This is a genomic window from Streptomyces sp. NBC_01450 (genome assembly GCF_036227505.1).
In the GTDB taxonomy this organism is placed as follows: domain Bacteria; phylum Actinomycetota; class Actinomycetes; order Streptomycetales; family Streptomycetaceae; genus Streptomyces.
The window spans coordinates 10,386,049-10,411,053 of sequence record NZ_CP109480.1 but is presented as its reverse complement, the minus strand read 5'-3'; the positions used below and the strand labels follow the sequence as shown (position 1 = coordinate 10,411,053).

General features: G+C 70.6%; 15 protein-coding genes and 1 pseudogene. 12 read left to right on the top strand and 4 right to left on the bottom strand.

Annotated elements, in window-relative coordinates:
* Nucleotides 1-10 precede the first annotated feature (10 nt).
* The gene (locus OG568_RS46460) at nucleotides 11-904 is read right to left on the bottom strand and encodes a LysR family transcriptional regulator (RefSeq protein ID WP_329535976.1); all 894 of its coding nucleotides are present in this window, start codon (nucleotides 902-904) and stop codon (nucleotides 11-13) included.
* A gap of 166 nt (nucleotides 905-1,070) precedes the next feature.
* Here OG568_RS46460 and OG568_RS46455 point away from each other — a divergent pair, with 166 nt between their 5' ends.
* From OG568_RS46455 to OG568_RS46420, 8 genes and pseudogenes are all read left to right on the top strand, one after another.
* Nucleotides 1,071-1,847, top strand: a complete 777-nt coding sequence (locus tag OG568_RS46455) for an enoyl-CoA hydratase/isomerase family protein (protein WP_329535975.1) — start codon at nucleotides 1,071-1,073, stop codon at nucleotides 1,845-1,847.
* Entirely contained in the window at nucleotides 1,844-2,626 is a 783-nt protein-coding gene (locus OG568_RS46450) for a maleylpyruvate isomerase family mycothiol-dependent enzyme (protein ID WP_329535974.1), read from the top strand. The genes OG568_RS46455 and OG568_RS46450 overlap by 4 nt, the downstream gene beginning before the upstream one ends.
* A gap of 112 nt (nucleotides 2,627-2,738) precedes the next feature.
* Nucleotides 2,739-4,211, top strand: a pseudogene (locus OG568_RS46445) (dihydrolipoyl dehydrogenase family protein).
* A 489-nt stretch (nucleotides 4,212-4,700) separates the two neighbouring features.
* Nucleotides 4,701-6,002, top strand: coding sequence for an extracellular solute-binding protein (locus OG568_RS46440; RefSeq protein WP_329535973.1), 1,302 nt, complete (start codon nucleotides 4,701-4,703; stop codon nucleotides 6,000-6,002).
* A gap of 8 nt (nucleotides 6,003-6,010) precedes the next feature.
* On the top strand, nucleotides 6,011-6,919 hold the full coding sequence (locus OG568_RS46435) for a carbohydrate ABC transporter permease (RefSeq protein WP_329536636.1): 909 nt from the start codon (nucleotides 6,011-6,013) through the stop codon (nucleotides 6,917-6,919).
* Entirely contained in the window at nucleotides 6,916-7,845 is a 930-nt protein-coding gene (locus tag OG568_RS46430) for a carbohydrate ABC transporter permease (RefSeq protein WP_329535972.1), read from the top strand. The genes OG568_RS46435 and OG568_RS46430 overlap by 4 nt, the downstream gene beginning before the upstream one ends.
* 114 nt (nucleotides 7,846-7,959) lie before the next feature.
* Nucleotides 7,960-10,326 carry a glycoside hydrolase family 3 N-terminal domain-containing protein gene (locus OG568_RS46425; protein WP_329535971.1) on the top strand — a complete coding sequence of 789 codons (2,367 nt, stop codon included), beginning with the start codon at nucleotides 7,960-7,962 and terminating at the stop codon, nucleotides 10,324-10,326.
* A gap of 132 nt (nucleotides 10,327-10,458) precedes the next feature.
* On the top strand, nucleotides 10,459-11,502 hold the full coding sequence (locus OG568_RS46420) for a LacI family DNA-binding transcriptional regulator (RefSeq protein WP_266418985.1): 1,044 nt from the start codon (nucleotides 10,459-10,461) through the stop codon (nucleotides 11,500-11,502).
* A 44-nt stretch (nucleotides 11,503-11,546) separates the two neighbouring features.
* Here OG568_RS46420 and OG568_RS46415 read toward each other — a convergent pair whose 3' ends face one another.
* Nucleotides 11,547-13,730, bottom strand: a complete 2,184-nt coding sequence (locus tag OG568_RS46415; protein ID WP_329535970.1) for an RICIN domain-containing protein — start codon at nucleotides 13,728-13,730, stop codon at nucleotides 11,547-11,549.
* Between the two features lie 739 nt (nucleotides 13,731-14,469).
* On the opposite strand from OG568_RS46415, the gene OG568_RS46410 reads away from it, so the two are divergent.
* The 4 genes from OG568_RS46410 to OG568_RS46395 all read left to right on the top strand — a co-directional run bounded on the left by OG568_RS46410 (nucleotide 14,470) and on the right by OG568_RS46395 (nucleotide 21,435).
* Nucleotides 14,470-17,307: a SpoIIE family protein phosphatase gene (locus tag OG568_RS46410; protein ID WP_443077911.1), complete on the top strand. Its 2,838-nt coding sequence runs from the start codon at nucleotides 14,470-14,472 to the stop codon at nucleotides 17,305-17,307.
* Between the two features lie 211 nt (nucleotides 17,308-17,518).
* Entirely contained in the window at nucleotides 17,519-19,066 is a 1,548-nt protein-coding gene (locus OG568_RS46405) for a sugar ABC transporter ATP-binding protein (RefSeq protein ID WP_443077910.1), read from the top strand.
* Complete coding sequence (locus OG568_RS46400) at nucleotides 19,063-20,202, top strand: ABC transporter permease (RefSeq protein ID WP_329535967.1); 1,140 nt, start codon at nucleotides 19,063-19,065, stop codon at nucleotides 20,200-20,202. Before OG568_RS46405 ends, OG568_RS46400 begins: the two co-directional genes overlap by 4 nt.
* Nucleotides 20,203-20,271: 69 nt before the next feature.
* A complete protein-coding gene (locus tag OG568_RS46395; protein WP_443077830.1) occupies nucleotides 20,272-21,435 on the top strand; it encodes a substrate-binding domain-containing protein in 1,164 nt (387 codons plus the stop codon).
* Between the two features lie 54 nt (nucleotides 21,436-21,489).
* On the opposite strand, the gene OG568_RS46390 is transcribed toward OG568_RS46395, so the two are convergent.
* Nucleotides 21,490-23,580, bottom strand: a complete 2,091-nt coding sequence (locus tag OG568_RS46390; RefSeq protein ID WP_329535966.1) for a SpoIIE family protein phosphatase — start codon at nucleotides 23,578-23,580, stop codon at nucleotides 21,490-21,492.
* A gap of 365 nt (nucleotides 23,581-23,945) precedes the next feature.
* Nucleotides 23,946-24,986: an NAD(P)-dependent alcohol dehydrogenase gene (locus tag OG568_RS46385; RefSeq protein WP_329535965.1), complete on the bottom strand. Its 1,041-nt coding sequence runs from the start codon at nucleotides 24,984-24,986 to the stop codon at nucleotides 23,946-23,948.
* Nucleotides 24,987-25,005: the final 19 nt, after the last annotated feature.

The following is a 25,005-nucleotide window of genomic DNA, read 5'->3' as shown; positions in this document are numbered from 1 at the left end:
GACCGGCGCCTCACCCACTGTCGCTTCCCAACGCCACGACGAAACGGCCGAGGTCCTGTCGGTGCGACGTGGCCTGCCACACCGCCCAGGTCCGACGCACCAGAGGGTCGCCTGCCAGGGGCTGCCAGACGACGCTCTCGGGCAAGGGGTGGAACCAGTGCGGCGCCAGGGCGAAGGCCGTCCCGTCGCTCACCGCCGCCAGCTTGACTTCGGCGAGGAGCACCTGACCTGCGACGGCTGAGGTTTCGGTGGCGATGCCGTGTCCGCGCAGTACGGCGGTGACCTCGTCGTACCAGACCGGGCTTCCGGAGCGGGGGAAGCCGATCCAGTGGAGTCCGGCGAGGGAGTCGAGCCGTACACCTTCCGGGCTGGACAGTTCGGCGGCCCGCTCGGCCGCGAGCAGCACGCCCAGCCTCTCCTCCATGACCTTGATCGCGTCCAGGTCACCCCCGGAGGGGCGCTCGCGCAGCAGGCCGATGTCGAGTTCCCCGGCGCGCAGGGCCGCCACCTGCTCCGCGGTGGACATGTGCCGGGGTTCCACCCGAGTTTCGGGATACGCGTCCGCGAGTGCCGCCAGCGGGCGGGTCAGGAACCCGGGGGACAGTTCGAGTGGGATGCCGAGTCGCAGAATGGAGCCGCCCGGTAGTCTGTGCCGGGCGACGGCGGCGACGGCTTGGTCGTAACGGGCGAGCACCGCGCGGGACTCGGTGAGCAGGGCGGCGCCGGCCTCGGTCGGCTGGACCCCGGTCGAGCTGCGCACCAACAGGCCCACTCCGAACTCCCGCTCCAGCGCGAGCACCATCTGGGAGAGCCGCGGCTGGCTCATGTGGAGCCGCCGGGCCGCCGCGGACAGGGCGCCCTCCTCCACCACCGCCACGAACGCCCGCATGTCCCGAAGCTCCATGGTCCCCATCGCACCACATCGACGTGTCGCGGCACGACCGGACACCATAAGCATCCCTGATGGGGGGTGGTCCCGGAGCGACTGGACGAACGCTACGGACCGGCCGGTCCAGGTGGTTGTGTGGAGGAGCGGCGCACGACGGCGCCGCGCCACCATAGGAGTGACCATGACCGGCGCGACACCTGAATACTTCACCGCCTTCAGGAACATCGCCCTGAGCCGCACGGACTCCGGAGTGCTGACCCTGCGCTTCCACACCGACGGCGGCCCGGCCGCCTTCACCGGACAGCTGCACACCGACTTTCCCCGCGCCCTGTTCGAGATCGGCGAGGACCGCGACAACCGGGTCCTGGTGCTGACCGGCACCGGGGACCGCTTCATGACCGAGATCGACGGCGCCAGCCTGGGGGACATCACCAAGCCCACTCAGTGGGACCGCACCGTCGCCGAGGGCCGTCGGGTGATGCAGCGCCTGGTCGATCTGGAAATGCCGATCGTCGTCGCCGTGAACGGCCCGGCCTCCGTACACAGCGAATACGCGCTGCTGGCCGACATCGTCGTGGCCGCGGACACCACCGTCTTCTCCGACTTCCCCCACCTGACGTTCGGCATCGTGCCCGGCGACGGCATCCAGATCGCCTGGGAGGAGGCCATCGGCGTCAACCGCACCCGCTATCTCACCCTCACCCAGGGCTCCTTCACCGCCGAACAGGCCGAACGGTGGGGCGCCGTCGCCGAGGTGCTGCCGCTGGAGCGGGTGCTGCCCCGGGCCCTGGAACTCGCCGAGCAGCTCGCCGCCAAGCCGCAACTGCTCACCCGCTACCTGGCCGTCACCCTGCGGCAGCGGATCAGCCGCCGCATGGCCGAAGGCACCCAGCTGGGCATGGCGCTCGAGGGCCTCACCGCGGCCGACCTCGCGTACCGGACCGGGGACGCGGCGTGACCGCCGCCGACCGCGGGATCGGCGCACTGCGCGACTCGTCCCGGCGGCTGAGACACGCCGTCGCCGACCTGCCGCCCGGCCGGCTCGCCGAGGCCTCGTTCGCCGAGGGCTGGACCATCGGGCAGGTGCTGTCCCACCTGGGCAGCGGCGCGGAGATCTCCACCGCGCTCGTGGAACGCGGCCTCAAGGGTGACGAGCGGGGCCCGGTCCGCGAGGAACTGGTGCCGGTGTGGGAGCGGTGGGACGCGATGTCCCCCGTCGAACAGCGCGCCGCGTGGCTGGAGGCCGACGAACGCCATCTGGCGCTCCTGGACTCGGTCGACGCCGAGCAGCGCACGTCACTGCGGGTCCCGTACTTCGCCGGCCTGCTCGATCTGGCGTCATACGTCGGCTACCGGCTGTCCGAGCAGGCCGTGCACGCCTGGGACGTCATGGTCGCGCTGGACGAGCGGGCGGTGCTCGACGCGGCCGACGTGGTGCTGCTCTGGGAGCGGATCGACCTGGTGGCCACCCGCTTCCGTAACGCCGACGCCCTCACCCGCCTCGCACCGCGGCGCGTCCAGGTCCAGCTCACCGACCCCCAGCGGACGCTGCTCCTCGACATGGACACCGAACTCCACCTCTACCCGCCCCCTCCCGCCGACCCCACCGCCCGCCTGACCGGACCCGCAGAGTCGGTACTGCGGCTCATCTACGGCCGCAACCGCCCCCAGGACCCCCTGGCCGCGACCGGTTCGATCACCCTCGACGACCTGCGGACGCTCTTCCCCGGTTTTTGACCGGCCTCCGATCTGCCACAGCCGTCACCGCCGACAGTGGAGCTTGCGATCCGCCACGCCCCGCCGGCCGGTGAGCCGAGCGGATCGCCACGTCCCGAGGAACGATGGAATCATGAACACTTCACCCGAAATCACTCCAGAAGCCGCCGCGAGAGACACCGCGGAAGACACCTATGACGTGATCGTGCTCGGGGCCGGCCCGGTCGGCCAGAACGCCGCCGACCACGCCCGCGCGGCCGGGCTGACCGTCGCCGTGGCCGAGCGTGAACTGGTCGGCGGTGAGTGCTCGTACTGAGCCTGCGTGCCCAGCAAGGCACTGCTGCGGCCGGTCATCGCCGTCTCGGACGCACGCCGGGTGGACGGTGCCCGCCAGGCGGTCACCGGACGGCTCGACACCGCCAGGGTCTTCGCCCGGCGCGATCACTACGTCACCGACTGGGACGATTCCGGGCAGGCCGACTGGGTCAAGTCCATCGGCGCCGATCTGTTCCGCGGGCAGGGCCGGATCGACGGACCGCGCCGGGTGACCGTCACCGCCTCCGACAGCGGGCGCCGCACCCTCAACGCCCGCCACGCGGTCGCCGTCGCCACCGGCAGCCGCCCCGTACTGCCCGACGTACCAGGCATCGAGGAAGCCCGTCCGTGGACCAACCGCGAGGGCACCGACTCCAGCCACGTACCCGGCCGGCTCGCCATCGTCGGCGGTGGAGGGGTGGGCGTGGAAATGGCCACCCTGTGGCAGGGCCTTGGCGCCCAGGTCACCCTGCTGGCCCGCCGCGCGCTGCTGCCCCGGATGGAGCGGTTCGTCGGCGACGCGGTCACCCAAGGGCTCACCGAGGCGGGCGCGGACGTACGCATCGGCGTCTCGGTGACCGGGCTGAGCCGCCCCGACCCGGCGGGCCCGGTCACCCTGAGCCTCGACGACGGGAGCCTGCTGGAGGCCGATGAGGTCATGTTCGCCACCGGTCGGGCGCCGCGCACCGACGACATCGGCCTGGAGACCGTGGGCCTGGCCCCCGGCTCCTGGCTCGATGTCGACGAGACGTGTCTGGTCCGAGGAGTGGAGGGCACCTGGCTCTACGCCCTCGGTGACGTCAACTACCGCGCCTTGCTCACCCACCAGGGCAAGTACCAGGCGCGGACCGCGGGCGACGCGATCGGAGCCCGCGCCAAGGGACTGCCGCTCGACAACGAGCCTTGGGGCGACCACGCCACCACCGCCGACCAGCACGCCGTGCCGCAGGTCTTCTTCTCCGATCCCGAGGCCGCCGCCGTGGGCCTGTCCGCCGAACAGGCCACCGGAGCCGGCCACCGCATCTCCGTGGTCGACGTGGACTTCGCCCAGGCCCAGGGAGCGAACCTGTACGCCGACGGCTACCGGGGCCAAGCCCGCATGGTCGTCGACCTCGACCGTGAGGTCCTCCTCGGGGTGACCTTCGTCGGCCCCGGCGTCAGCGAACTGCTGCACTCCGCAACCGTCGCCGTCGCGGGCGAGATCCCCCTCAAGCGACTGCGGCACGCCGTCGCCTGCTTCCCCACCGTCAGCGAAATCTGGCTGTTCATGCTCAAGGCCTACAAGAGCTAGTGCCGCGGCAGGCAACGTTTGCCCGTCAAGGAGCGGCGTCCGGTGCGTGCTCTGGGGGTCCCCCCGGCCGAAGGCTGGGGGAGTGCCGGCCGGAAGGCCCCGTCGACGGACCGGACGTACTTGGGCTTTCGGCCGGTGCGGCGAGAGGGCGTGCCGGGCGTCGCGACGGGGCGAACGTTGCCTGCCGCGGCACTAGTCCACCGATCCTGTCGGCGGATGCCGCGCACGACCACGAGCGTGTGCGCGAGCGTCGCGAGCAGGAGGTCATCAGCGCATGCGATGCCGGACCCCGCCCGTGTCCACGGGCGGGGTCCGTCTCACGAAAGTCTTTCGTAACCGAGGCATTTCCCCTCCTTGTCCCGGGTGTGAAGGGCGTGTCAGTCTCCCGATCCAGCAGGCAGACCGCCTCGGCGGTACACACGAAAGCCTTTCGTAATGCTTTCCGATCTGCCTGACGCACCCCCGGCGTGCAGAGAGATGAGGCAGAACATGCGCGGATTCCGGAACATCAGAGGCCGGCGCGTCGTCGCGTCCGCCGTCACCGTCGCGGCGGCCATAGGCCTCGCCGCGTGCGGGACTTCGGGGCCGTCCACGACGACGTCGGCGAAGGGCCTGACGATGTGGGCACTGAACGACCAGACGATCCTGAAGGAGTCCGTCGACGCCTACAACAAGGACCACCCCGACGAGAAGATCACGCTGCGGCTGTACGCGAACGACGACTACAAGCAGAAGCTGCGGGTGGCCTTCGGCGCGAACCAGGCGCCGGACCTCTTCTTCAACTGGGGCGGCGGCGCGCTGGACGACTACGTCAAGGCGGGCAAGGTCGACGCGCTGACGACCGCGCAGCTGAACACGGACCGGTTCACGCCGAGCGTGATGCAGAGCGCCACGTTCCGCGGCAAGGTCTACGGCGTGCCCGCCAACGGCCTCGCCCCGGTCGTCCTCTACTACAACAAGAAGGTCCTCAAGAGCGCGGGCGTCGAGCCGCCGAAGACGTACGACGAGCTGATGACGGCCGTGGGGAAGCTGAAGGGTGACGGAGTGATTCCGGTGTCCCTCGCGGCGAACTCCAAGTGGCCCACGCTGATGTACCTGGAGTACCTGCTCGACCGTACGGGCGGATCCGAGGCGTTCTCGAAGATAGCTTCCGGTGACGCCGCGGCGTGGACGGATCCGGCGGTCACCAAGGCCAATCAGTACCTCCAGGACCTGGCCAAGGCCGGCGCGTTCGGGAACAACGCCTCCTCCGTGAACTACGACCAGGGTGCCTCCACGGCCCTGCTCTACACCGGCAAGGCGGGCATGGAGCTGATGGGCACCTGGGAGTACGCCAACCTCGTCAAGGCCGCGCCGGACTTCGCCAAGAAGGACCTGGGCTATGTCGCCTTCCCGGCGCTGACCGGCGGCGCGGGCAGCGCGAAGAACATCGTCGGCAACCCTTCGAACTTCCTGTCGCTGAACGCGTCGAGCGCGCACAAGTCCGCGGCACTCGCCTACCTGAAGGACTACGTCCTCAACGACTCCCAGATCAACGCCTACCTGGCGTCGGGCAGCGTGCCGCCGGTCAACGGTCTGGAGTCGAAGCTGGCGGCGACGAAGTCGGCCGACAAGGCGTGGCTGACGTTCGTCTACGGTCTGGTGCAGAACGCCCCGAACTTCCAGCTCTCCTGGGACCAGGCCCTGCCCTCGGACCAGGCCGACCCTCTGCTGACCAACGTCGACAAGTCGTTCCTGCGGCAGATCAAGCCGGAGCAGTTCGGTGCGAACATGAGCAAGGCGGGCTCGTAGTGGCCACCATGCTTCGCGCGCCCCGTACGACCGGCCGTGGCGGGCGCCGCTTCAGTGGCGCTCTCATGGTGGCCCCCGCCCTGCTCCTCTTCGGTCTGTTCGGACTGGTCCCCCTCGTGGGCGTGGTGGCGCTCGGCTTCGCCCGCTGGGACGGCCTCGGCTCCATCGGCTGGGCCGGCGCGGGCAACTGGAGTGCTGTCCTGACGGACGGCGCGACCTGGCAGGCGCTGTGGCTCACCGTCAAGGTGATGGCGATCAGTTGGCTGGTCCAGACGCCCCTGGCGCTCGCGCTGGGCGTCTTCCAGGCACCGAACGGACGTCTGCGCTCGCTCTTCGCGGTGCTCTGGTTCCTGCCGCTGCTGCTGTCCGCCGTGGCGATCGGACTGACCTGGCAGGCCCTGCTCGACCCCTCGTTCGGCATCGGCGCCACGCCCGGACTGCACTGGCTGGCGAGGCCGCTGCTCGGCTCGCCCGACCTCGCGCTGTATACGGTGATCTTCGTGATCGCCTGGCAGTTCGTACCGTTCCACGCACTGCTCTACCAGGCCGGGATACGGCAGATCCCGACCGCGCTCTACGAGGCCGCCGCGATCGACGGCGCCGGTCCCGCGACCCGGTTCCTGCGCATCACACTGCCTCAGTTGAAGTACACGATGGTCACTTCCAGCACGCTGATGCTGGTGGGCTCGCTGACGTACTTCGACCTGATCTTCGTGCTGTCCGGCGGCACCGGCGGTCCGGGCACCGCCACCCGCGTGCTGCCGCTGGCCATGTACATCACGGGTTTCCAGGCGCACGACATGGGCCGGGCCAGCGCGGTCGCCACCCTCCTGGTGGCGTTCGGCCTCGGTCTGTCGCTGCTGACCACCCGCCTGTCCGGGTTCACCCGGATGGACAGCCAACAGGAGGGCCTGTGAGCACCACCCTGACACGGACCCGCACGGGCGTCGGCGAGGACGACGGGGCAAACACCGCCGGGCGTGCGGCCCCTGCACGGCGGGCGCCCTGGCCGCACCGGGCGGCCACGGCCCTGCGCCGTGCCGTCACCGGCGGTGCCGCGCTGCTGTGGACGGCGCTGGTCGTCCTACCCGTCTACTGGCTCGTCGTGACCAGCCTGCGCAGCAGTACGGACTTCACCACCGCGAGTCCGCTGGCCCTGCCCGGCAACCCGACACTGGCGAACTACCGGACCGTCCTGGACGGCGACTTCGCGACCTATCTGCTCAACAGCGCCGTCGTGACCGTGGCGACGGTCGTGTTCACCGTCGTCGCCGCCCTGATGGCCGCGTTCGCGATCGTCCGCAACTCCGGCAGCCGCTGGTCGCAGGTGACCTTCCGACTGTTCCTGCTGGGTCTGGCGATCCCGTTGCAGGCGGTCATCATCCCGGTGTACCTGCTGATCATCCGGATGCAGCTGTACGACAGCCTGGCGGCGATCGTGCTGCCGTCGGTGGCGTTCGCGCTGCCGATCACGGTGATGATCCTGGTCAGCTTCCTGCGGGACGTGCCGCGTTCCCTGTTCGAGGCGATGGTCGTCGACGGCGCGGGCGACTGGCGCATGCTGGTGTCGCTCGCGGCGCCGCTGGCCCGCCCGGCACTGGTGACGGTCGCCGTGTACGACGGCCTCCAGGTCTGGAACGGCTTCCTCTTCCCACTGATCCTCACCCAGAGCGGCGACAAGGCGGTGCTGCCGCTCGCCCTGACGCTCTACCGGGGCCAGTTCGGTATCAACGTCCCGGCGACCATGGCCGCGGTGGTGCTCTCCACCCTGCCCATGCTCGTGGTGTTCGTGCTCGCCCGACGCCAGCTCGTCGCCGGCCTCACCGCCGGATTCTCCAAGTAGCGGGCCCCGCGTCCGCGTCCCCACCTCCTTCACAGCAACGCGTCCCGCGACGGCGGCCGGGTGGACCCCCGGCCGCTGCGACGCGTGCCCCCGTACCTCCCCGAGGAGTCGTGAATGACGACCACCATTCCGGACCACGGCGGCCTCCCCCACCCGGGAGACGGCACCGGGTCCGACCGCCCCTGGACCGACCCCACCCTGCCGGTCGACGACCGTGTCGAGGCGCTGCTCGCCCGGCTCACCCTGCCCGAGAAGGTCGCGCAGCTGAGCAGCACCTGGGAGGACATCGAGGCGGACGGTCCCGAAGTCGCCCCGGGCAGCAACCATTTCGGCCGGGTCGGCGACCTCGACGAAACCGCCCGGCACGGTCTGGGCCAGCTCACCCGCCCCTACGGCACACTCCCCCGGCCCGCCCTGGAACACGCCCGCCTCCTGGCCGGGCACCAGCGGCAGGTCATGGCGCAGAGCCGCTTCGGCATCCCGGCCATGGCACACGACGAGTGCCTGACCGGCTTCACCGCCTACGGCGCCACGATCTACCCCACCTCGCTGGGCATGGCGGCCACCTTCGACCCCGCGCTGATCCGCCGGGTCGGCGAGGCCATCGGCTCCGACATGGCGGAGGCCGGTGTCCACCAGGGGTTGGCCCCTGTCGTCGACGTGATCCGCGACTACCGCTGGGGCCGCTGCGAGGAGACTTTCGGCGAAGACCCCTACCTGGTCGGCGAGTTGGCCGAGGCGTATGTCCTGGGCGTGCAGAGCGCGGGGGTGGTCGCCACCCTCAAGCACTTCGCCGGGTACTCGGCCTCCATGGGCGGCCGCAATCACGCGCCCGCGCAGATCGGCCGCCGGGAGCTGTTCGACGTCATCCTGCCGCCCTTCGAACGGCTCGTCGCCGCGGGCGTGGGGTCCGTCATGAACTCGTACGCCGAGATCGACGGCGTGGCTCCCGCCGCCAGCGAGTGGCTGCTGACGTCCGTGCTCCGTGACCAGTGGGGTTTCGAGGGCACCGTCGTCTCCGACTACTGGTCGCTGCCGTTCCTGGTGAACGCCCACCGGGTGGCGGCCGACCTGCCCGCGGCCGGCGCCCTCGCCCTGCGGGCCGGGATGGATGTCGAACTGCCCGACCAGCGCGGCTTCGGTACGGCGCTGGTCGGCGCCGTGGAGAAGGGACAGGTGGCCGAGAGCGCGGTCGACCGGGCGGTCCGCCGGGTACTGCGGCAGAAGATCGAGCTCGGGCTGCTCGACCCCGACTGGGATCCCCGCCCGCCCGCCCTGCGCGCCGGCGCGCTCGACCTGGACAAGCCGACGCACCGTCAACTCGCGCACGCGGTCGCCCAGTCGAGCGCCGTGCTGCTGACCAACGACGGAACCCTGCCCCTCCCCTCGGCCGGGCGGATCGCCCTGATCGGTCCGTGCGCCGACGACGTCCGCACCATGTTCGGCTGCTACAGCTTCCCCAACCACGTCCTCGCCGACCGCGACGACCTCGGCAACGGGGTGCACGCCGTGTCCCTGCGGACCGCGCTGACCACCGAACTACCGGATGTGGACTGGCAGTTCGCCGAGGGCTGCCCGATCCGCGACGAGGACCGCGGCGGCATCCCTGCCGCCGTGGCGGCCTGCTCCTCCGCCGACGTGACCGTCCTGGTCGTCGGGGACAAGGCCGGCATGTTCGGCGTGGGCACCTCCGGCGAAGGCTGCGATGTCGAGGAACTGCGACTGCCCGGCGTACAGGAGGAGTTGGTCGAGGCGCTCCTCGCGACCGGCAAGCCTGTCGTCCTGGTGGTCAGCAGTGGACGTCCCTACGCCGTCGGGCGGTTCGCGACCGACGCCGCCGCGATGGTGCAGGTCTTCCTGCCCGGCGAGGAGGGCGGACGGGCGGTGGCCGAACTCCTCTCCGGTACGGCGAACTTCAGCGGAAAGCTGCCGGTACAGCTCCCCCTGTCCCCCGGCGGCCAGCCCTACACCTATCTCCACCCGCCGCTCGCCGACCGCCAGAACTGGCTGTCCAACCTCGATCCGACACCCGCCTTCCCCTTCGGGCACGGGCTGTCGTACACCGCCTTCGAGATCGACGCGATGACCGTCGACCACGAACAGGTGCCGACGGAGGGGGAGTTCACCGTCTCCGCGCGGGTGCGGAACACGGGTTCCCTGCCCGGCGCCGAGACGGTCCAGCTGTACGCCGTCGACCCGGTCGCCCAGGTCACCCGGCCGATGCGGGCGCTGCTGGCCTTCGCCAAGCTGCACCTCGTCCCCGGCGAGAGCACCACCGTCCGCTTCGCCGTGCACACCGACCGACTGGCCTTCACCGGCCTGGCGGGGCATCGCGTCGTCGAGCCCGGCGAGATCCTGCTGTACGCGGGGTCGTCGAGCCTGGACACCCCGGCGCGGGGCACGGTCCACCTCGTCGGCGAGGAACGGGACGCGACGGTCGTACGACACCACACCGTGCAGGTGACCGTCGAGCGGGAGTAGCCGGGCGGGCACGGGAGCGGCGGCACCGGTCTTGCCCCTGGGCATACGGTCCCGTTAGCTTGCGGCGCAGGTTCTGACCAGGGATTCGATGCGTGTTCGGCGCATCGGTGTCGGCAATGGGGCGGGCATCGGGTGGCAGCTCAGGGCAAGGCTCATCTGGAGGCGCAGTACGGGCTGCTGACGGGCATCGCCGCCGAGGCGGGGGTGTCTCTCAGCACCGTGTCCAAGGTGGTGCACCGGCGCCGTGACGTCGGTGCGGCGACCCGGGCCCGCGTGGAGGAGCTGCTGGCGCGCAACGGGTACGTCCGCCCGTGGGAGCGCGAGTCCGCCCGGCCCCGGCAGATCATCGCGGTGTTCCGGGACATGTCCGGGCCCTACACGCTGGAAGTCGCCCGCGGCATCGTGGACGCGGCCGGCGAGCTCGGCATCAACGTGGTGACCGGGACGACGAGTCGGCGGCCCATCTCACGGTGGCTGGAGGAGTGCGTGGCACTCGGTGCTGCCGGGCTGATCATCGTGATCTCGATGCTGGCCGAGGACGACCAGCGCCGTATCGTCGAGCAGCGCCTCCCGGTGGTGCTGATCGACCCGCTCAGCGCGCCGTCCCTGGACATCCCGAGCATCGGGGTGACCAACTGGAACGGCGCCAGGGACGCGATGCAGCACCTCCTCGGGCTCGGGCACACCCGGATCGGCATGGTCGCGGGCCGGTCCCACTCCCTGGCCGGGGCGGCTCGTCTGCACGGCTATCGGGCCGCCCTGGAGGAAGCGAGAATCGTCTACGATCCCGCGATCGTCCGCTCCACCGACTTCGACTACGACGAGGCGCTGGCCGCCAGCCTGCAGATCCTGCGCTGCGACGAGCCGCCCACGGCCGTCTTCGCGGCCAGCGACGCACAGGCCCTCGGCGTACTGGAGGCCGCACGCCAGGAGGGGTTCGGTGTACCGGACGATCTGGCCGTCATGTCCTTCGACGACACTCTGGTCGCGGCCATGGCCTGTCCGCCCCTGAGTGCGGTGCGCCAGCCGTTCGAGGAACTGGGGCACGAGGCGACTCGGGTCCTCATGCAGCTCGCCGAGGGCCGGCCGCCCGTGTCCCCGCGGATCGAGCTGGCGACGGAACTGGTGCTGCGGACGTCGACGTCCGTTCCCCGGCACGCGGACCGATCCCGCTGACAGCCGTTCGGGCGGGGTGCGGGTACGCACCCCGCCCCGACCGGCTATCCCCGGCTCCACCTCTGGGTGGCGTTGCCGAGAGCCGTCCACAGTTCCACGGGCGACCCGTTGGCCGTCGCCCAGTTGGTCACGTCGATGGCCAGACCGTTGGAGCGGTTGACGACGGATCCGTCCAGCCGGAACCACCACTTCTGGCTGGTCTTCCCGTTGCAGGCCCAGAGGATGAGCTTGGTGCCCGCGGTGGTCCCGTCACCGTTCGCGGCGAGGCAGTTGCCGGAGACGCGGAGTTCGCCGGCTGTGGTCTGGGTGATGGTCTGGTAGGCGTTGCCCGAGCAGTCGTAGATCTGGACCTGGACGCCGGTCTGACCGTTCGGGACGTCGAGGCAGCGGCCGGAGTTGGCGCCCTTCAGGGGGAAGGTCGAGTCCGTGGGGAGAGGGTCCTGGACCAGCTGCCAGTCCTGCGAGCCGTCGCTGGTCGACGCCGCCACGGTGACGGAGCCGCCCGCGGTCGCTCCGGTCATGTAGAGGCTGGTGTTGAGGACCGAGCGGAGCTTGTAGTACCCGCTGGTCGGCGACGCGACGAGGGTCCACTGTTTGTCGGTGGCTCCGTCGTCGACCCACTGGGCCAGCTTCTGACCGGCCGTCGCGGTGCCGGTCCAGATGGCGACCGAGCGGCCGCCCGTCTTGTTGAGCAGGGTCACGTTGGCGCCCTTGGCCGTGAGATGCCAGCGCTGCGAGTCGTCCGTGGCGCTGCGGGCCTTGAGGACGAGGTCGGGGACGTTTCCGGTGAGGTTCGCGTCCTGCGTCTTCCCGGTGTCGGGGCTGAGAACCTGACCGGTCAGGCGGTTGACGAGCGTGTCGTACGCACCGTCGGACCGGCCGAGGTCGACCTCGGCGTAGCGCACCGGCCCGACGCTTCCGCCGCTCCACGAGGCCTGAAGGACAAGAACGCGTCCCGTGCCCGCGACGTACTGGAGAGTGCGGCTGTACCCGGCGGCGATCGGTGTCTGGTACTCCTTCCAGGCCCCGGTGCTGAGACCGGACTCGTTCACCCAGACGCTGCCGCTGCCCGCCGCGTTGTAGACGATCCGTCCGTCCGGCATCGGAAGGAGCACCGGGCTGCCGCCCGTGGCCAGGGTGCGTCCGCCGGAAGGCACGGGCAGGCTGGTGATCGCGGCGTCACTGGCCGCGTAGAACTTCAGCGGGTCGTCGGCAGTCCTGTATCGGACGTTCGTTCCGCCGCCCCAGTACTCGTAGGTGAGCAGCCATTTGCCGTCGGTGGTCGGAGCGATCGTCGTCATGCCGGGACGTCCGCCACCGATCTCCGTCTTGCCGCTGTTGTTCACGGTGTCACCGGGGACGTCGACGACCGGCTGGCTCCAGGACGTGCCGCTGCCGTCCCAGGTCCTGTGCACGAGGACCTGGCCGCCCGAGTCCGTCGCCGTGTCGTTGTCGGGGTCGAGGGTCGGCACGCCGGTGGTGGCGTTGTAGCCGAGGTAGTCGTTCTCGTCCGAGTAGTAGGTGACGAGTTGGCCGTTCCGGGCGACCAGGTGCGGCTCCCACACCGGGTCGATCTGCGCGTGGGTGTTGGCGGTCGAGACGCGTCCGGGGCTTCCCGCGCTGCCGCCCTGCCATCCGCCGGTGGCGATGATGTTGACGATGTTCCAGGTCGCACCGTCGTCGGTGCTGGAGTACAGCGCGAGCGCCACGTCCTTTCGGTCGCCGTCACTGGTCGGCGTCCAGCTGGGATTGGCGGCCTTCTGCTCCTTGTAGTAGTAATCGTCCCCCGAGACCACACTCGCGAGAAGCAGCGTGCCGGCGCTCAGGTTTCCGACGTTCTGCGGGAGCACGTAGAGATACGGGTTCGTCCAATTGCTCGTGTACTTCGCGTACTTGGCGTCGCTCGACAGGTACGCGGGTGCTTTGACATCAGCCAGCTTCTGCCAGCTCGTACCCGCGTCGTCACTCTTGTAGACGGGCATCGTCTGACCCACCGGAGCGGTCTGATCGTTCTCGAACGACGCCACGATCCGGCCGCTCGGAAGCTGGGCCGACTTCGGGTACAGAACGCAGGGGTTCTTGTTGCACGCGGCGGGATTGTCCGCCACGTACAAGTTCGACGGGATCGGCTGATATGCCGACGCACCCACGGCGGAGGCGATGACGAACGCCGAGCCGATGCCGATGGCTGTCACTGACGCGAGAGCCTTCCGTGCCAATTTCTGCATCAATGCCTGTATCAATGGAATTCCTCTGGACGTTTGGTTGGCGGCCATCCTGCGAAAGGGGCGGTGCGAGGTTCGGCACGGGTCGACAGCTGCCAGTGGTCGACCGGCGCCGTCCGCGCCTGATCGACATTTGTTCACTGCACGAAGTCCGTATCGTGGACTACCGATTGACGGAGTGTGAGGCCGACAGCCCCGGTTACTCACGGATGAGAATTCCGCTCAACGAGGCGTGAGCCGGATGGAGACAGTATTGGGACATGACGCCGTCATGTCACCGCCACGTTTCCGAAACTATTTCGCGAACCGACCGTCACCGGGTGTTGACCGGGTGGCGAGGCGGGGTGCCGGCCCCGGTCCGGACCGGGGCAGCCCATGAGCGGTGTCCGGTGGCGACACCGTCGGCACCTCGGGGTCACCGAAATCGCCGATGGACCGGAAGATCGCTACGGCCCCGTGGCCGACAGCGCATCCGTCCACGCGGGAGAGCTCGGGCACATCTCCGTCATGCGCGAGCCCAGGGAGCGACCTGCCCGCCGTCCTCTGATCACTCGGACGGCACGGGCTCGCCCGGCGACCCGGTCGCGGTCCGGTGGAGCCCCTGCGGTCATGGCGCGTGCGAGGACCGTAAATCGTGACTGATATGCGCAATAACCGTATTCTCGTGGATACCAGGTTATTTTCGACTTGGTTGCCGAAGGCGCCAGTGAGGCGAAGCGTGGTTCTGTCCGGCGGGAAACCGATGCCGCCGGGGCGCGCGACAGGCGGCACAGAGCCTGCCCGTTCCCGTGAGCGGTTTCTTCAGGGTGAGCCGGTCGACGCGGACGTGCGCACATCGATCTTGAGTTCGTGGCGGCGCAGTCGCTCCCTCGGCCTCTCGCCGGACCAGGCCGACCTTCCCTTCCGGGACGATTTCGACCGGGACGGCCGGATCGTCCGCGCGGCCGTCCCCGTGCTCGACCAGCTGCAGGCCATGTTCGCCGGCAGCAAGATGAACATCTCCGTCGCCGATGCGAACGGGACGGTCCTCCTGCGCCGCTTCGGAGAGGCGTCGCTGGCCAGAAGCCTCCCGGCGTTCCAACGCGTCCCCGGATTCGTGTTCGCCGAACGGGTCGCCGGCACCAACGGCATCGGTCTCGCACTGGCGGAGCGGCAACTCATCCGGGTACACGGAGCCGAGCACTTCGCCGAGCGCTCTCAGCGAAGCGCCTGCCGCGCGCTTCCCGTCCGCGATCCGCTCAGCGGTCGTATCGAGGGCGTCTTGTGCTTCGGCTATCCCAGCAGCGCCGAAGACCCGGCGCTGGCGATCACGCTGCGCAAGGCGGCCCGGGCCATCGAGCGGCGGCTGCTGGGGCAGAGTTCCGCGCGTGAGCGCGCGCTGTTGCGGGCGTACCTGGACACCAGAGCCGAAGCCTCCGCCGGCTTTCACCGCACCATCGGGGTGGACGAACTGGCCCCTGAGCTGCTCCCCCGTGACCGGGTGGTCCTCACGGAGCGGGCCGCCGAGCTGATCTCCAGCGGGCAGCGGGCCGCCGTCGACGTGTCCCTGTTCGACGGTCGGCGGGTCACCCTCCTGAGCCGTCCGATGACGAGTGGCTCAGGGGTGGAGGGTGTCGCCATCGAGGCCGTTCTCCCCAGCCCCTCACCGCGCGTGCCTCTCGCCGCCCTGAGCCAGGTCGACGTGCCGCCGGATTTCCCCGGCGACCTCGCCATGGTCACCACCGCCCCGCTGCCCCGGCTCGTTCCTGCCGCGGCGACGCCCGGGCGTCTGTCCATCACCGCACTGTCCAGACGCCTTCCCGACGTCGCGCGCGGCCTGTTCGGCACCGTCGGCAGGGGTCGCGTCGTGGACGACCAGTCGGACTCCCCGCCCCAGGCCAGAGGGCTCGTGATGGTGGGGGAACCGCGCGTGGGGACGTACGCCGTGGCCGCGCGCCGCCGCCTGGAACTGCTGTCCGAGGCCAGCGCCCGCATAGGCACCACCCTGGACGTGCGCCGCACCGCCCAGGAACTCGCCGAGACGGCGGTGCCACGACTGGCCGACTTCGTCACCATCGACCTGCCGGAGGCCGTACTGCGCGGCGAGGAGTCCGCCGACCCCCGCAGTGACCTGCACCGTACGGTGGTCCACGGCATCCGCGACGACCTGCCCTTCAGCCCGGTGGGCGAGCAGGTCGACTTCGGTCTGACCACGCCCCAGATGCGCTGCCTGACCAGCGGGCAGGCAGTACTGGAACCGGATCTGAAGGCCGCCGCGGGTTGGCTCGCCCAGGACCCCGAGCACACCGAACGGCTGCTCACCCACGTCCACTCCCTCATCGCGGTCCCCCTGGCCGCCCGCGGCGTGGTCCTGGGCATCGCCAGCTTCTACCGTGCGCAGGACCCCGCCCCCTTCGGGGACGACGACCGCTCGCTGGGCCTGGAACTCGCCAACCGGGCCGCCCTGTCCATCGACAACGCCCGCCGCTACACGCGCGAACGCACCATGGTCCTGACCCTGCAGCGCAGCCTGCTGCCGCACGATCTGCCCGATCAGGACGCCGTCGAGGTCGCCCATCGCTACCTGCCCGCCGAATCCGACGTGGGCGGGGACTGGTACGACGTCTTCCCCCTCTCCGGCACCCGTATCGGCCTCTTCGTCGGGGACGTCGTCGGCCACGGCATGCTCTCCGCCGCCACCATGGGCCAGCTTCGCACCGCCGCACGCAGCTTCGCCGAACTCGACTTCCCCCCGGACGAAGTCCTCACCCACCTCGACAACCTCGTGGGACGCCTGGACCGGGAGGAACCCGCCGCCGGTACCGGCGTCATCGGCGCGACCTGCCTGTACGCCATCTACGACCCGACCTCACAGCAGTGCACCATGGCCCGGGCCGGCCACCCTCCGCCCGCGCTGGTGTGGCCCGACGGCACCGTGTCGTTCCCCGACCTGCCCGCCGGACCGCCCCTCGGCCTGGGGGGCCTGCCGTTCGAAGCCGCCGAGATCCACCTCCCCGAGGGCAGCCGGCTGCTCCTTTACACGGACGGGCTCATCGAGGACCGGCACCGCGACGTGGACATGGTCCTCGACAAGCTGCGCGGTGCCCTGGCCCACCCGGAGCACACACCGGAGCAGACCTGTCAGACGGTCCTGGACACCGTCGCGCCCGCCCACCCCGGTGACGACATCGCCCTGCTCGTCGCCCGCACCCACGCCCTGGACCCCCACCGGATCGCCACCTGGGACCTGCCCGCCGACCCGGCCCGGGTCAGTGAAGTCCGCGCCGCCGCCCTCCGGCAACTGGCCGACTGGGGACTCGACGAGACCGCGTTCGCCGCCGAACTGATGCTCAGCGAGCTGGTGACCAACGCCATCCGCCACGGCGCCGGGCCCATCCGGGTACGCCTGCTCCACGGCCGCACCCTGATCTGCGAGGTCTCCGACACCAGCAACACCGCTCCGCACCTGCGCCGGGCGGCCAGCACCGACGAGGGCGGCCGTGGCCTGTTCCTCGTCGCGCAGCTGGCGCAGAGCTGGGGTACGCGCTACCTGCCCGAGGGCAAGGTCATCTGGGCCGAATGCGGGCTCGACGGCGCCTGAGGGACCGAGCGCGCGAATCCGCTCGTCATCCAGCGGACTCCACCACCGGCCACGCGCGAGGCGACCGTCGGACACGCGGATCGCCTGGGCGGCCCACTGACTCGCTGGAGTCGCGGAAGCGGGCAAGATATCTGAAATACTCCGATTCGCCCCATTGGTATCGACGATGAAAGTCGGGAAGAACCAGCCAGACGACCCCTCGGAGATGTCCGTGCATGACGCTCCCGGCACTTCCCCGAAGGACGTCCCGCCTTTCGGGGCGGAACCTCTGGTCCGCATCCGCGGGCTCGGCAAGCGGTTCGGCGGGACCCTCGCACTGGCCGGGGTCGACCTCGACGTCCACGCCGGCAGCGTCCTCGCCCTCCTGGGTCCCAACGGCGCCGGAAAGTCCACGCTCATCAAGATCCTCGCCGGCGTCCACCACGCCGACACGGGGCGGATCACGGTGGACGGGCACCCGCTCGGGAGCCATGCCGCCGCCCACAGCATGTCCTTCATCCACCAGGACCTCGGCCTCGTGGAGTGGATGACGGTCGCCGAGAACATCGCCCTGGGCACCGGGTATCCCCGACGCGCCGGCCTGGTTTCCTGGCGGCGGACCCGGGAGCGCTGCGCCGACGCCCTGAGGATCGTCGCCGGACATCTCGACCCCGACGCGTCGATCGCCCGACTCGCCCCCGCCGAGCGCTCGCTGGTCGCCATCGCCCGAGCCCTGGCGGCACACGCGAAGCTCATCGTCCTCGACGAGCCGACCGCCCGACTCCCCGCCGCCGACTGCGCCCGGCTCTTCCGCGTGCTCCATGCCCTGCGCGACCGGGGGCACGGCATTCTCTACGTCAGCCACCGGCTCGACGAGGTGTACAAGGTCGCCGACACCTTCGCCGTCCTGCGCGACGGCCACCTGGTCAGCCACGGCCCGCTGGCGGGCCGCAGCCCCGCCCGTCTGGTGCACGACATCGTCGGCGAAGAACTGTCCGACCACCGGCCCGCCACCATCCCGGCCGACACCCGGACCGTCCTGACCCTCGACGGCGTACAGACCGCGGGCGCGGGACCCGTCAGCCTGGAACTCAGGGCCGGGGAAGTCCTGGGCCTGGTCGGGCTCTCGGGCGCCGGGCACATGGACCTGGGCCGAGCCCTGGCCGGTTCCCGGCCCGTCCTCGACGGGCGGGTCCTGCTCGGCGGTCAGCCGTACAGCCCGCGTACGGTCGCAGCTGCCGTCCGGCTGGGTGTGGGCTTCGTGAGCGGAGACAGACAGCGCGAGGGCTGCGCCGCCGAGCTGACCGTACGGGAGAACCTCCTGGCCAACCCCCGTGCAGGCGGCCTGTCGGCGCTGAGCTGGATCAGCCCCCGCCGCGAACGCGCGGAGGCCGCCGGTCTGATCGAACGGCTCTCGGTGCAGCCCCGCGACAGCGAGGCTCCCATCGCCACCCTGTCCGGCGGAAACCAGCAGAAGGTCGTGATCGGCCGGTGGCTCCCGGTCGGCCCGCGCCTGCTGATCCTCGAGGAGCCCACCGCGAGCGTGGACATCGGCGCCAAGGCCGCGATCTACCGCCTGCTCGACGACAGGCTGGCCGCCGGCCTCGCCGTCCTGCTCATCTCCACCGATTTCGAGGAGGTCGCGGGCGTGTGCCGACGCGCCCTGGTCTTCGTCCGCGGGTCCGTGACGGCCGAGCTGAGCGGTCCGGCCCTCACCGTCGCCGGGCTCACCCGGGCGGCGTCGGCCATGCCGGTCTCCGGAACCGCGACCACCGCATGACGGACTCTCCCTCCGCTCCCCCACCCCGGCCGCAACGACCCGGGCCGCTGCGCCGCTTCGGCCGACCGGGCAGGCCACCGCGACCGCGCGGACCGGGCGGGCACCTCATCGGCAGGTACGGTCTCCTGGCCCTCACCGGCTTGCTCTTCCTGGTCTTCTCCCTCGCCCTGCCACGCATCTTCCCCACGCTGGACACCGTCGACGCGATCCTGTCCACCCAGTCGATCCCGGCCGTGCTGGCACTCGCCGCCACGGTCCCCATCGTGACGGGCAACTTCGACCTCTCCCTCGGCTACGGCCTCGGTCTGGCCCACGTCATGGTGATGCGACTCGTCGTCAACGACGGGTGGCCCTGGCCGCTCGCCTGCCTCGCGGTGATCCTCGGTGGGGCGGTCGTGGGCGTCCTCAACGGTGTCATCGTCGAGTTCGGCCGCATCGACTCCTTCATCGCCACGCTCGGAACCGGCAGCATGCTGTACGCCGTGACCGGCTGGATCACCGACGGTGCTCGGATCGTCCCCGGCCCCCAGGGCCTGCCGACCGCCTTCACCGACCTCTACGACTCCACGTTCCTCGGTCTTCCCCTCCCCGCCTTCTACGTGCTCGGGCTCGCCGTCGCGCTCTGGCTCGTGCTGGAACGGCTGCCGTTCGGCCGGTGCCTGTACGTCATCGGTTCCAACCCGCGCGCCGCCGACCTCATCGGTATCCCGACGCGCAGATACTCCGTCCACGCGTTCACCGCATCGGGACTGATCGTCGGCCTCGCCGGTGTGCTGCTCGCGGCCCAGCAGCAGATCGGCAATCCCAGCGTCGGCCTCGACTACCTGCTGCCCGCCTTCGCCGCCGCCCTCCTCGGCTCCACCGCGCTCAAACCCGGCCGCCCCAACGCCATGGGCACCGTCGTCGCCGTCGCCGTCCTCGCCGTCGGCCTCACCGGCATCGGTCAGATGGGCGCCGGCTTCTGGACGATTCCGCTGTTCTACGGTGCCACCCTGCTCGTGGCAGTCGGTCTGTCCGGCTACTCCGCCCGCCGCCTGCGCACCGGCGCCGTGGTGGCCCGCGACTCGCCCGCCGCGGCGCCCCCGCCGCCGTCCTCGCCGACGGGGGACGGCGGTGCGGCGGGGACCGCTCCATGACCCGCGCCACGGGTGTCACCGGGTGCCCTCGGCCGCATCGTCCCGCCCATTCCTCCGCGAGGAGCTCCCGTGCACGGCAACCGCAGAGCCACTCCCGGCGTCATGAAGGCGTGGTCCGTCGTCACCACCCTGCTCGCCGCGACAACGGTCCTCGCGGGCTGCGAACGCGGTTCGTCGAGCGGCCCGGGGGACTCCCCCACGCGCCCGAACGGCTGCCCCGCGGTCCGGGCCCGTGCCCAGGCCGCCATCAGAGAGGCGGAAAGGACCGACGTCCCCTGGAGCGGGCCGACCAGCGGCCCCACGGCCGTCTCCGGCAAGACCATCGTCTACGTCGCCCAGACCATGACCAATCCCGGCGTCGCGGGCGCCGCGAACGGTCTGCGGGAAGCCGCACGGGTCATCGGCTGGAACGTCAGGGTGATCGACGGCGAAGGCACGCCCGCCGGCGTCCAGGCGGCGATGAGCACGGCCTTGGCCCTCAAACCCTCGGGCATCGTCATCGGCGGCTTCGACCCCAACTCGACGTCGCTGCAGCTCGCGCAGGCCGACAAGGCAGGCATCCCGCTCATCGGCTGGCACGCGGTCGCCGCCCCCGGACCCAGCCGAAGGCCCGAACTCTTCACCAACGTCACCACCCGGGTCGAGGACGTGGCCGGCATCAGCGCCCAGTGGATCATTTCGCACTCCGACGGCCACGCCGGGGTCGTGCTCATCACCGACGCCTCGATCCCCTTCGCCAGGAACAAGTCCGAGCTGATCCGGAAGGATCTCGCCACCTGCTCGGGCGTGAAGCTCCTGTCGTACGAGAACATCCCCATCTCGGACGCGAGCAGCCGCACTCCCCGGGAGATCTCCTCCCTGCTGTCCCGCTTCGGGAGCACATGGACCCACTCCGTCGCCATCAACGATCTGTACTTCGCCGACGCGGCCCCCGCCTTCCGTGCCGCGGGCCGGAAAGGGTCCGGGCCCCCCTTCAACATCGGCGCCGGCGACGGCGACCCCTCCGCCTTCCAGCGCATCAACAGCAGGCATTACCAGGCCGCCACCGTCCCCGAGCCGCTGTCCCTGCAGGGCTGGCAGATCGTCGACGAGTTCAATCGCGCCTTCTCAGGCCGGCCCGCCAGCGGATACGTGGCTCCCGTCCACATCACCACGGCCGACAACAGCCACGGGGCCACGGCCTGGGACCCGTCGGGCTATCGGGACGCGTACCGGAAGATCTGGGGCGAGTAACAGCCGCACGACTCCGACCGCGGCCTCCCCCGGCCGGGCAGGCCCCGCATGTCGTCACCGCTCACGTACCGCGCGGGCTATCAGCAGAGCGACGTCGTCGCGGTCGTGCGGATGGCGCAGGCCCTCAAGCAGCCGGTCGCACGTTTCCTCCAACGGGCATTCGGCGACGTCGAGGGCGTGGACAAGGACCGCGAGGCGTTCGTCGATGGGGTGATGGCGGGTTTCGACCAGACCGTCCGTGTACAGGACCAGCCCGTCTCCCGGGCCGAATTCGACGGCGGTCGCCTCGAACGGGACACCGCCGACTCCCAGCGGGATACCGGCCGGCAGGTCGAGCAGCCGGGGGCGCTCGCCGCAGCGCAGGAGGACAGGAGGCAGGTGGCCGGCGTTGGCGATGAGGCACTCCCCGCGGTGGGGATCGTAGGCGGCGTAGAGGCACGTGGCGATGTACTGCTCCAGCCCGGAGGTGATCGAGTCGAGCTGCTCCAGAACCCGGGCGGGCTCCAGATCGAGACTGGCGAAGGCGGCCGTGGCGGTGCGCAGGCGACCCATGGCCGCGGCGGCGTCGATGCCGCTGCCCATGACGTCGCCCACGACCAGGGCGGTCTTGTCGCCGCCGAGCGGGAGGACGTCGTACCAGTCGCCGCCGATCTCATACGCGGCCTGTGCCGGGACGTAGCGGGAGGCGACCTGCAGGCCGGGAAGGCTCGACGGGTGGTCGGGGAGCAGGCTGCGCTGCAGGGTCTCGGCGGCGGTGCGCACGCTCTGGTGCGTGCGGGCGTTGTCGATGCACACCGCGGCGCGGAATGCCAGCTCGGTGGCGATGGAGAGGTCGTCCTCGTCGAAGGGCCGCGGATCCCGAGCACGGGAGAGACCAAGGAAGCCCAGGACGGTGCCGCGTGCGGTCAGCGGGACGGCCATGTAGGAGTGCACCCCGGCCCGGGCCAGCAGCGCGGCGGCGCGGTCGTCGCCGGCGATACGCGTCAGGTCGTCGCCATCGGCGTGGGGGATCAGGATGGGGCGGCCGGTGCGCACACATCGGGTGGCCACGCGATCGGCTGCATAGGAGGTGATGTTCCCGGGCGGATCGGCGGCCCGGACGGCTTCGGTGGGGTAGGCGGCCTTCACCGCGAGGGCCCGGAAGAGAGCGGGGCCGTTGTCGGAGGCAGGGCAGTGCTCGTCGAGGACGGAGTCGAGCACGTCGACGGCGACCATGTCGGCGAACTCGGGAACGGTCACTTCGGCCAGCTCCCGGGCTGTCTCCTCGACCTCCAGAGTGGTGCCGATGCGAGCGGAACCGTCGGCGATCAGGGCCAGACGCCGCCGGGTCTCGGTGGCCTCCATGGCCGACCTGTACCGCTCGCTGACGTCCACCACCAGTTCGGCCACCCCGAGAACACGGCCCTGGGTGTCGTCCAGCCGGTAGACCGAGATCGACCACGCGTGCCGTCGTTCCGGGTCTGCCGGGGTGAAGCCGACGACGGTGGACTCGTCGAGCAGGGGCACCCCGGTCTCGAGGACCCGCCTCATCGCGGCCTCGATCCCGTCGAACTTGTCGGCGCTCATGATCTCGCGGTAATGGTGGCCGAGGTGCTCTTTCGCGGGGACGCCGTGCATCCGCTCCAGCGCCGGGTTGACGGCCAGGTACCTGAGGTCGGTGTCAAGGATCGCCAGCCCGAACGGGGACTGGGAGACCAGTCGGGTGGACAGGGCGACATCCCGCTCCACCTCGCGAAGTGTGGGTGAGTCGGTGCCGAGCCCGAGGGCGTAGAAGTCGCCGCGGTCGTCCAGCAGCCGTGTGTTGCGCAGTTCCACGAGCCGTATGCTCCCGTCCTTGCACCGGATGGGAAACGTGCCGCCCCAGCTCTGGCCGGTCTCCATGACCTCGGCGAACTTCTTGATCACCCAGTCCCAGTCCTCTTCACGCACCAGGAGCAGTGCGGCGTACTGTCCGAGCGCCTCCTCCGCGGTGTACCCGTACAGTTCCTCTGCCTGGGGACTCCACAGGACGATCCGTCCGTCCGCGTCCAGCAGTGTCGCCGCGACGCCGAGAAGGTCCATCAGCCCGCTCGGCTGCAACGGCTCACGGTCCCGGTGGGTGCGAGCCCAGTCGATGCTGGACGGATGCCATTCGGCTTCGCTCATCACAGGCACTCCTTCCGCGGCCGGCGGCACGCGGGGCCATCCGCCGACCTGGAGCGCGGCCTGCCTGTCTCCACAGGCGCGTCGCCTTCCATGGTCCCCCACGACCGCCGGACTACACACCCGGACCGCACGACACGGTCGGCACGGTCCCGACATGGAGGACCGAAACGGCCGCTGCGGAGAGGAGAGCCTTCACCCTGCACACCCCCGCCGTCGCACCGCGTGATCGGTGCCGGCGCATACGGGTGGCAGGTCCTTGCGCCGGCGCCGGACCGAGAACACCGCGCGATTGATCATGGCGACGCTCCCGGGCTCCACGACTCCGGTGATGTCGGCCGCGAACGAGGTGCCCGCGGCGTGACGGCTCAGTCCAGGTCGGACATGTCGAGTACGAAGCGGTAGCGGACGTCGTTGCGTCCGAGGCGGTCGAGGGCCTCGTTCACGCGCGCCGAGGGGAGGAGCTCGATGTCCGCGGTGATGCCGTGCTCGGCGCAGAAATCCAGCATGGCGACGGTCGCGGGCCTGCCGCCGCTGCCCGCGGAGCTGAGCTTCTTGCGTCCCACGAGCAGGTCGATGGTCTCCACCGTGACGGGTCCGAGGTGCCCGAGGTGGCTGAGCGTCCCGTCCATGGCCACCAGGCGGAGATAGGGGCCCAGGTCATGCGGGGCGGAGATGGTGTCGATGACGACGTCGAACCGGTCACGGGCGTCGGCCATCTGTTCCGGGTCCGTGGAGACAATGAGACCGTGGGCGCCGAGCCGACGAGCGTCCTCGGCCTTGTCGGGTGAGCGGCTGATGACCGAGGTGTCGGCGCCGAGCGCCACGGCGATCTTGACCGCGAGATGTCCCAGACCCCCCAGTCCCGCCACGGCGACGCGACTGCCAGGCCCCACGCCCAGGGTGTGCAGGGGTTCCCAGACGGTGATCCCGGCGCAGAGCAGAGGCGCGGCAGCGGCGGGATCCAGACCGGTGGGAAGCCGGTAGGCGAACCGTTCGCGGACGACGTACTCACGGGAGTAGCCTCCCAAGGTGGTGGATCCGTCGCGCCGGTCGACACCTCCGTAAGTCAGGGTCGGGAAGGCATGGCAGAAGTTCTCCTGGCCGGCCCGGCACATGGAACACTCCCCGCACGAATCGACGATGTTGCCGACCGCCACGGGGTCACCGACGGAGAAGCCTGTGACGGCAGACCCTGTCTCGGCCACCACGCCCGTGAACTCGTGCCCCGGCACCAGGTGACCCCCTTCAGCGTCGTGGCCGCGGACGGCGTGCAGATCGGTGTGGCAGACACCGCAGTAGTCCACCCGGATCGCGAGGTCGTCCGCGCGCAGGTCGCGCCGCTCTATCGGTGTCCGTCGCAGCGTCGCCGTCGGGCCGTCCGCCTGCCAGCCGGTTGTTGTCCGCACGGTACATCTCCTTAAACAG

Excerpts from the sequence above, each read along its gene's own strand:
- OG568_RS46410 (WP_443077911.1), top strand. The coding sequence starts at position 14,470 with ATGCCGCCGGGGCGCGCGACAGGCGGCACAGAGCCTGCCCGTTCCCGT.
- OG568_RS46455 (WP_329535975.1), top strand. The coding sequence starts at position 1,071 with ATGACCGGCGCGACACCTGAATACTTCACCGCCTTCAGGAACATCGCC.
- OG568_RS46415 (WP_329535970.1), bottom strand. The coding sequence starts at position 13,730 with ATGCAGAAATTGGCACGGAAGGCTCTCGCGTCAGTGACAGCCATCGGC.
- OG568_RS46435 (WP_329536636.1), top strand. The coding sequence starts at position 6,011 with ATGCTTCGCGCGCCCCGTACGACCGGCCGTGGCGGGCGCCGCTTCAGT.
- OG568_RS46440 (WP_329535973.1), top strand. The coding sequence starts at position 4,701 with ATGCGCGGATTCCGGAACATCAGAGGCCGGCGCGTCGTCGCGTCCGCC.
- OG568_RS46390 (WP_329535966.1), bottom strand. The coding sequence starts at position 23,580 with ATGAGCGAAGCCGAATGGCATCCGTCCAGCATCGACTGGGCTCGCACC.
- OG568_RS46460 (WP_329535976.1), bottom strand. The coding sequence starts at position 904 with ATGGAGCTTCGGGACATGCGGGCGTTCGTGGCGGTGGTGGAGGAGGGC.
- OG568_RS46400 (WP_329535967.1), top strand. The coding sequence starts at position 19,063 with ATGACGGACTCTCCCTCCGCTCCCCCACCCCGGCCGCAACGACCCGGG.
- OG568_RS46425 (WP_329535971.1), top strand. The coding sequence starts at position 7,960 with ATGACGACCACCATTCCGGACCACGGCGGCCTCCCCCACCCGGGAGAC.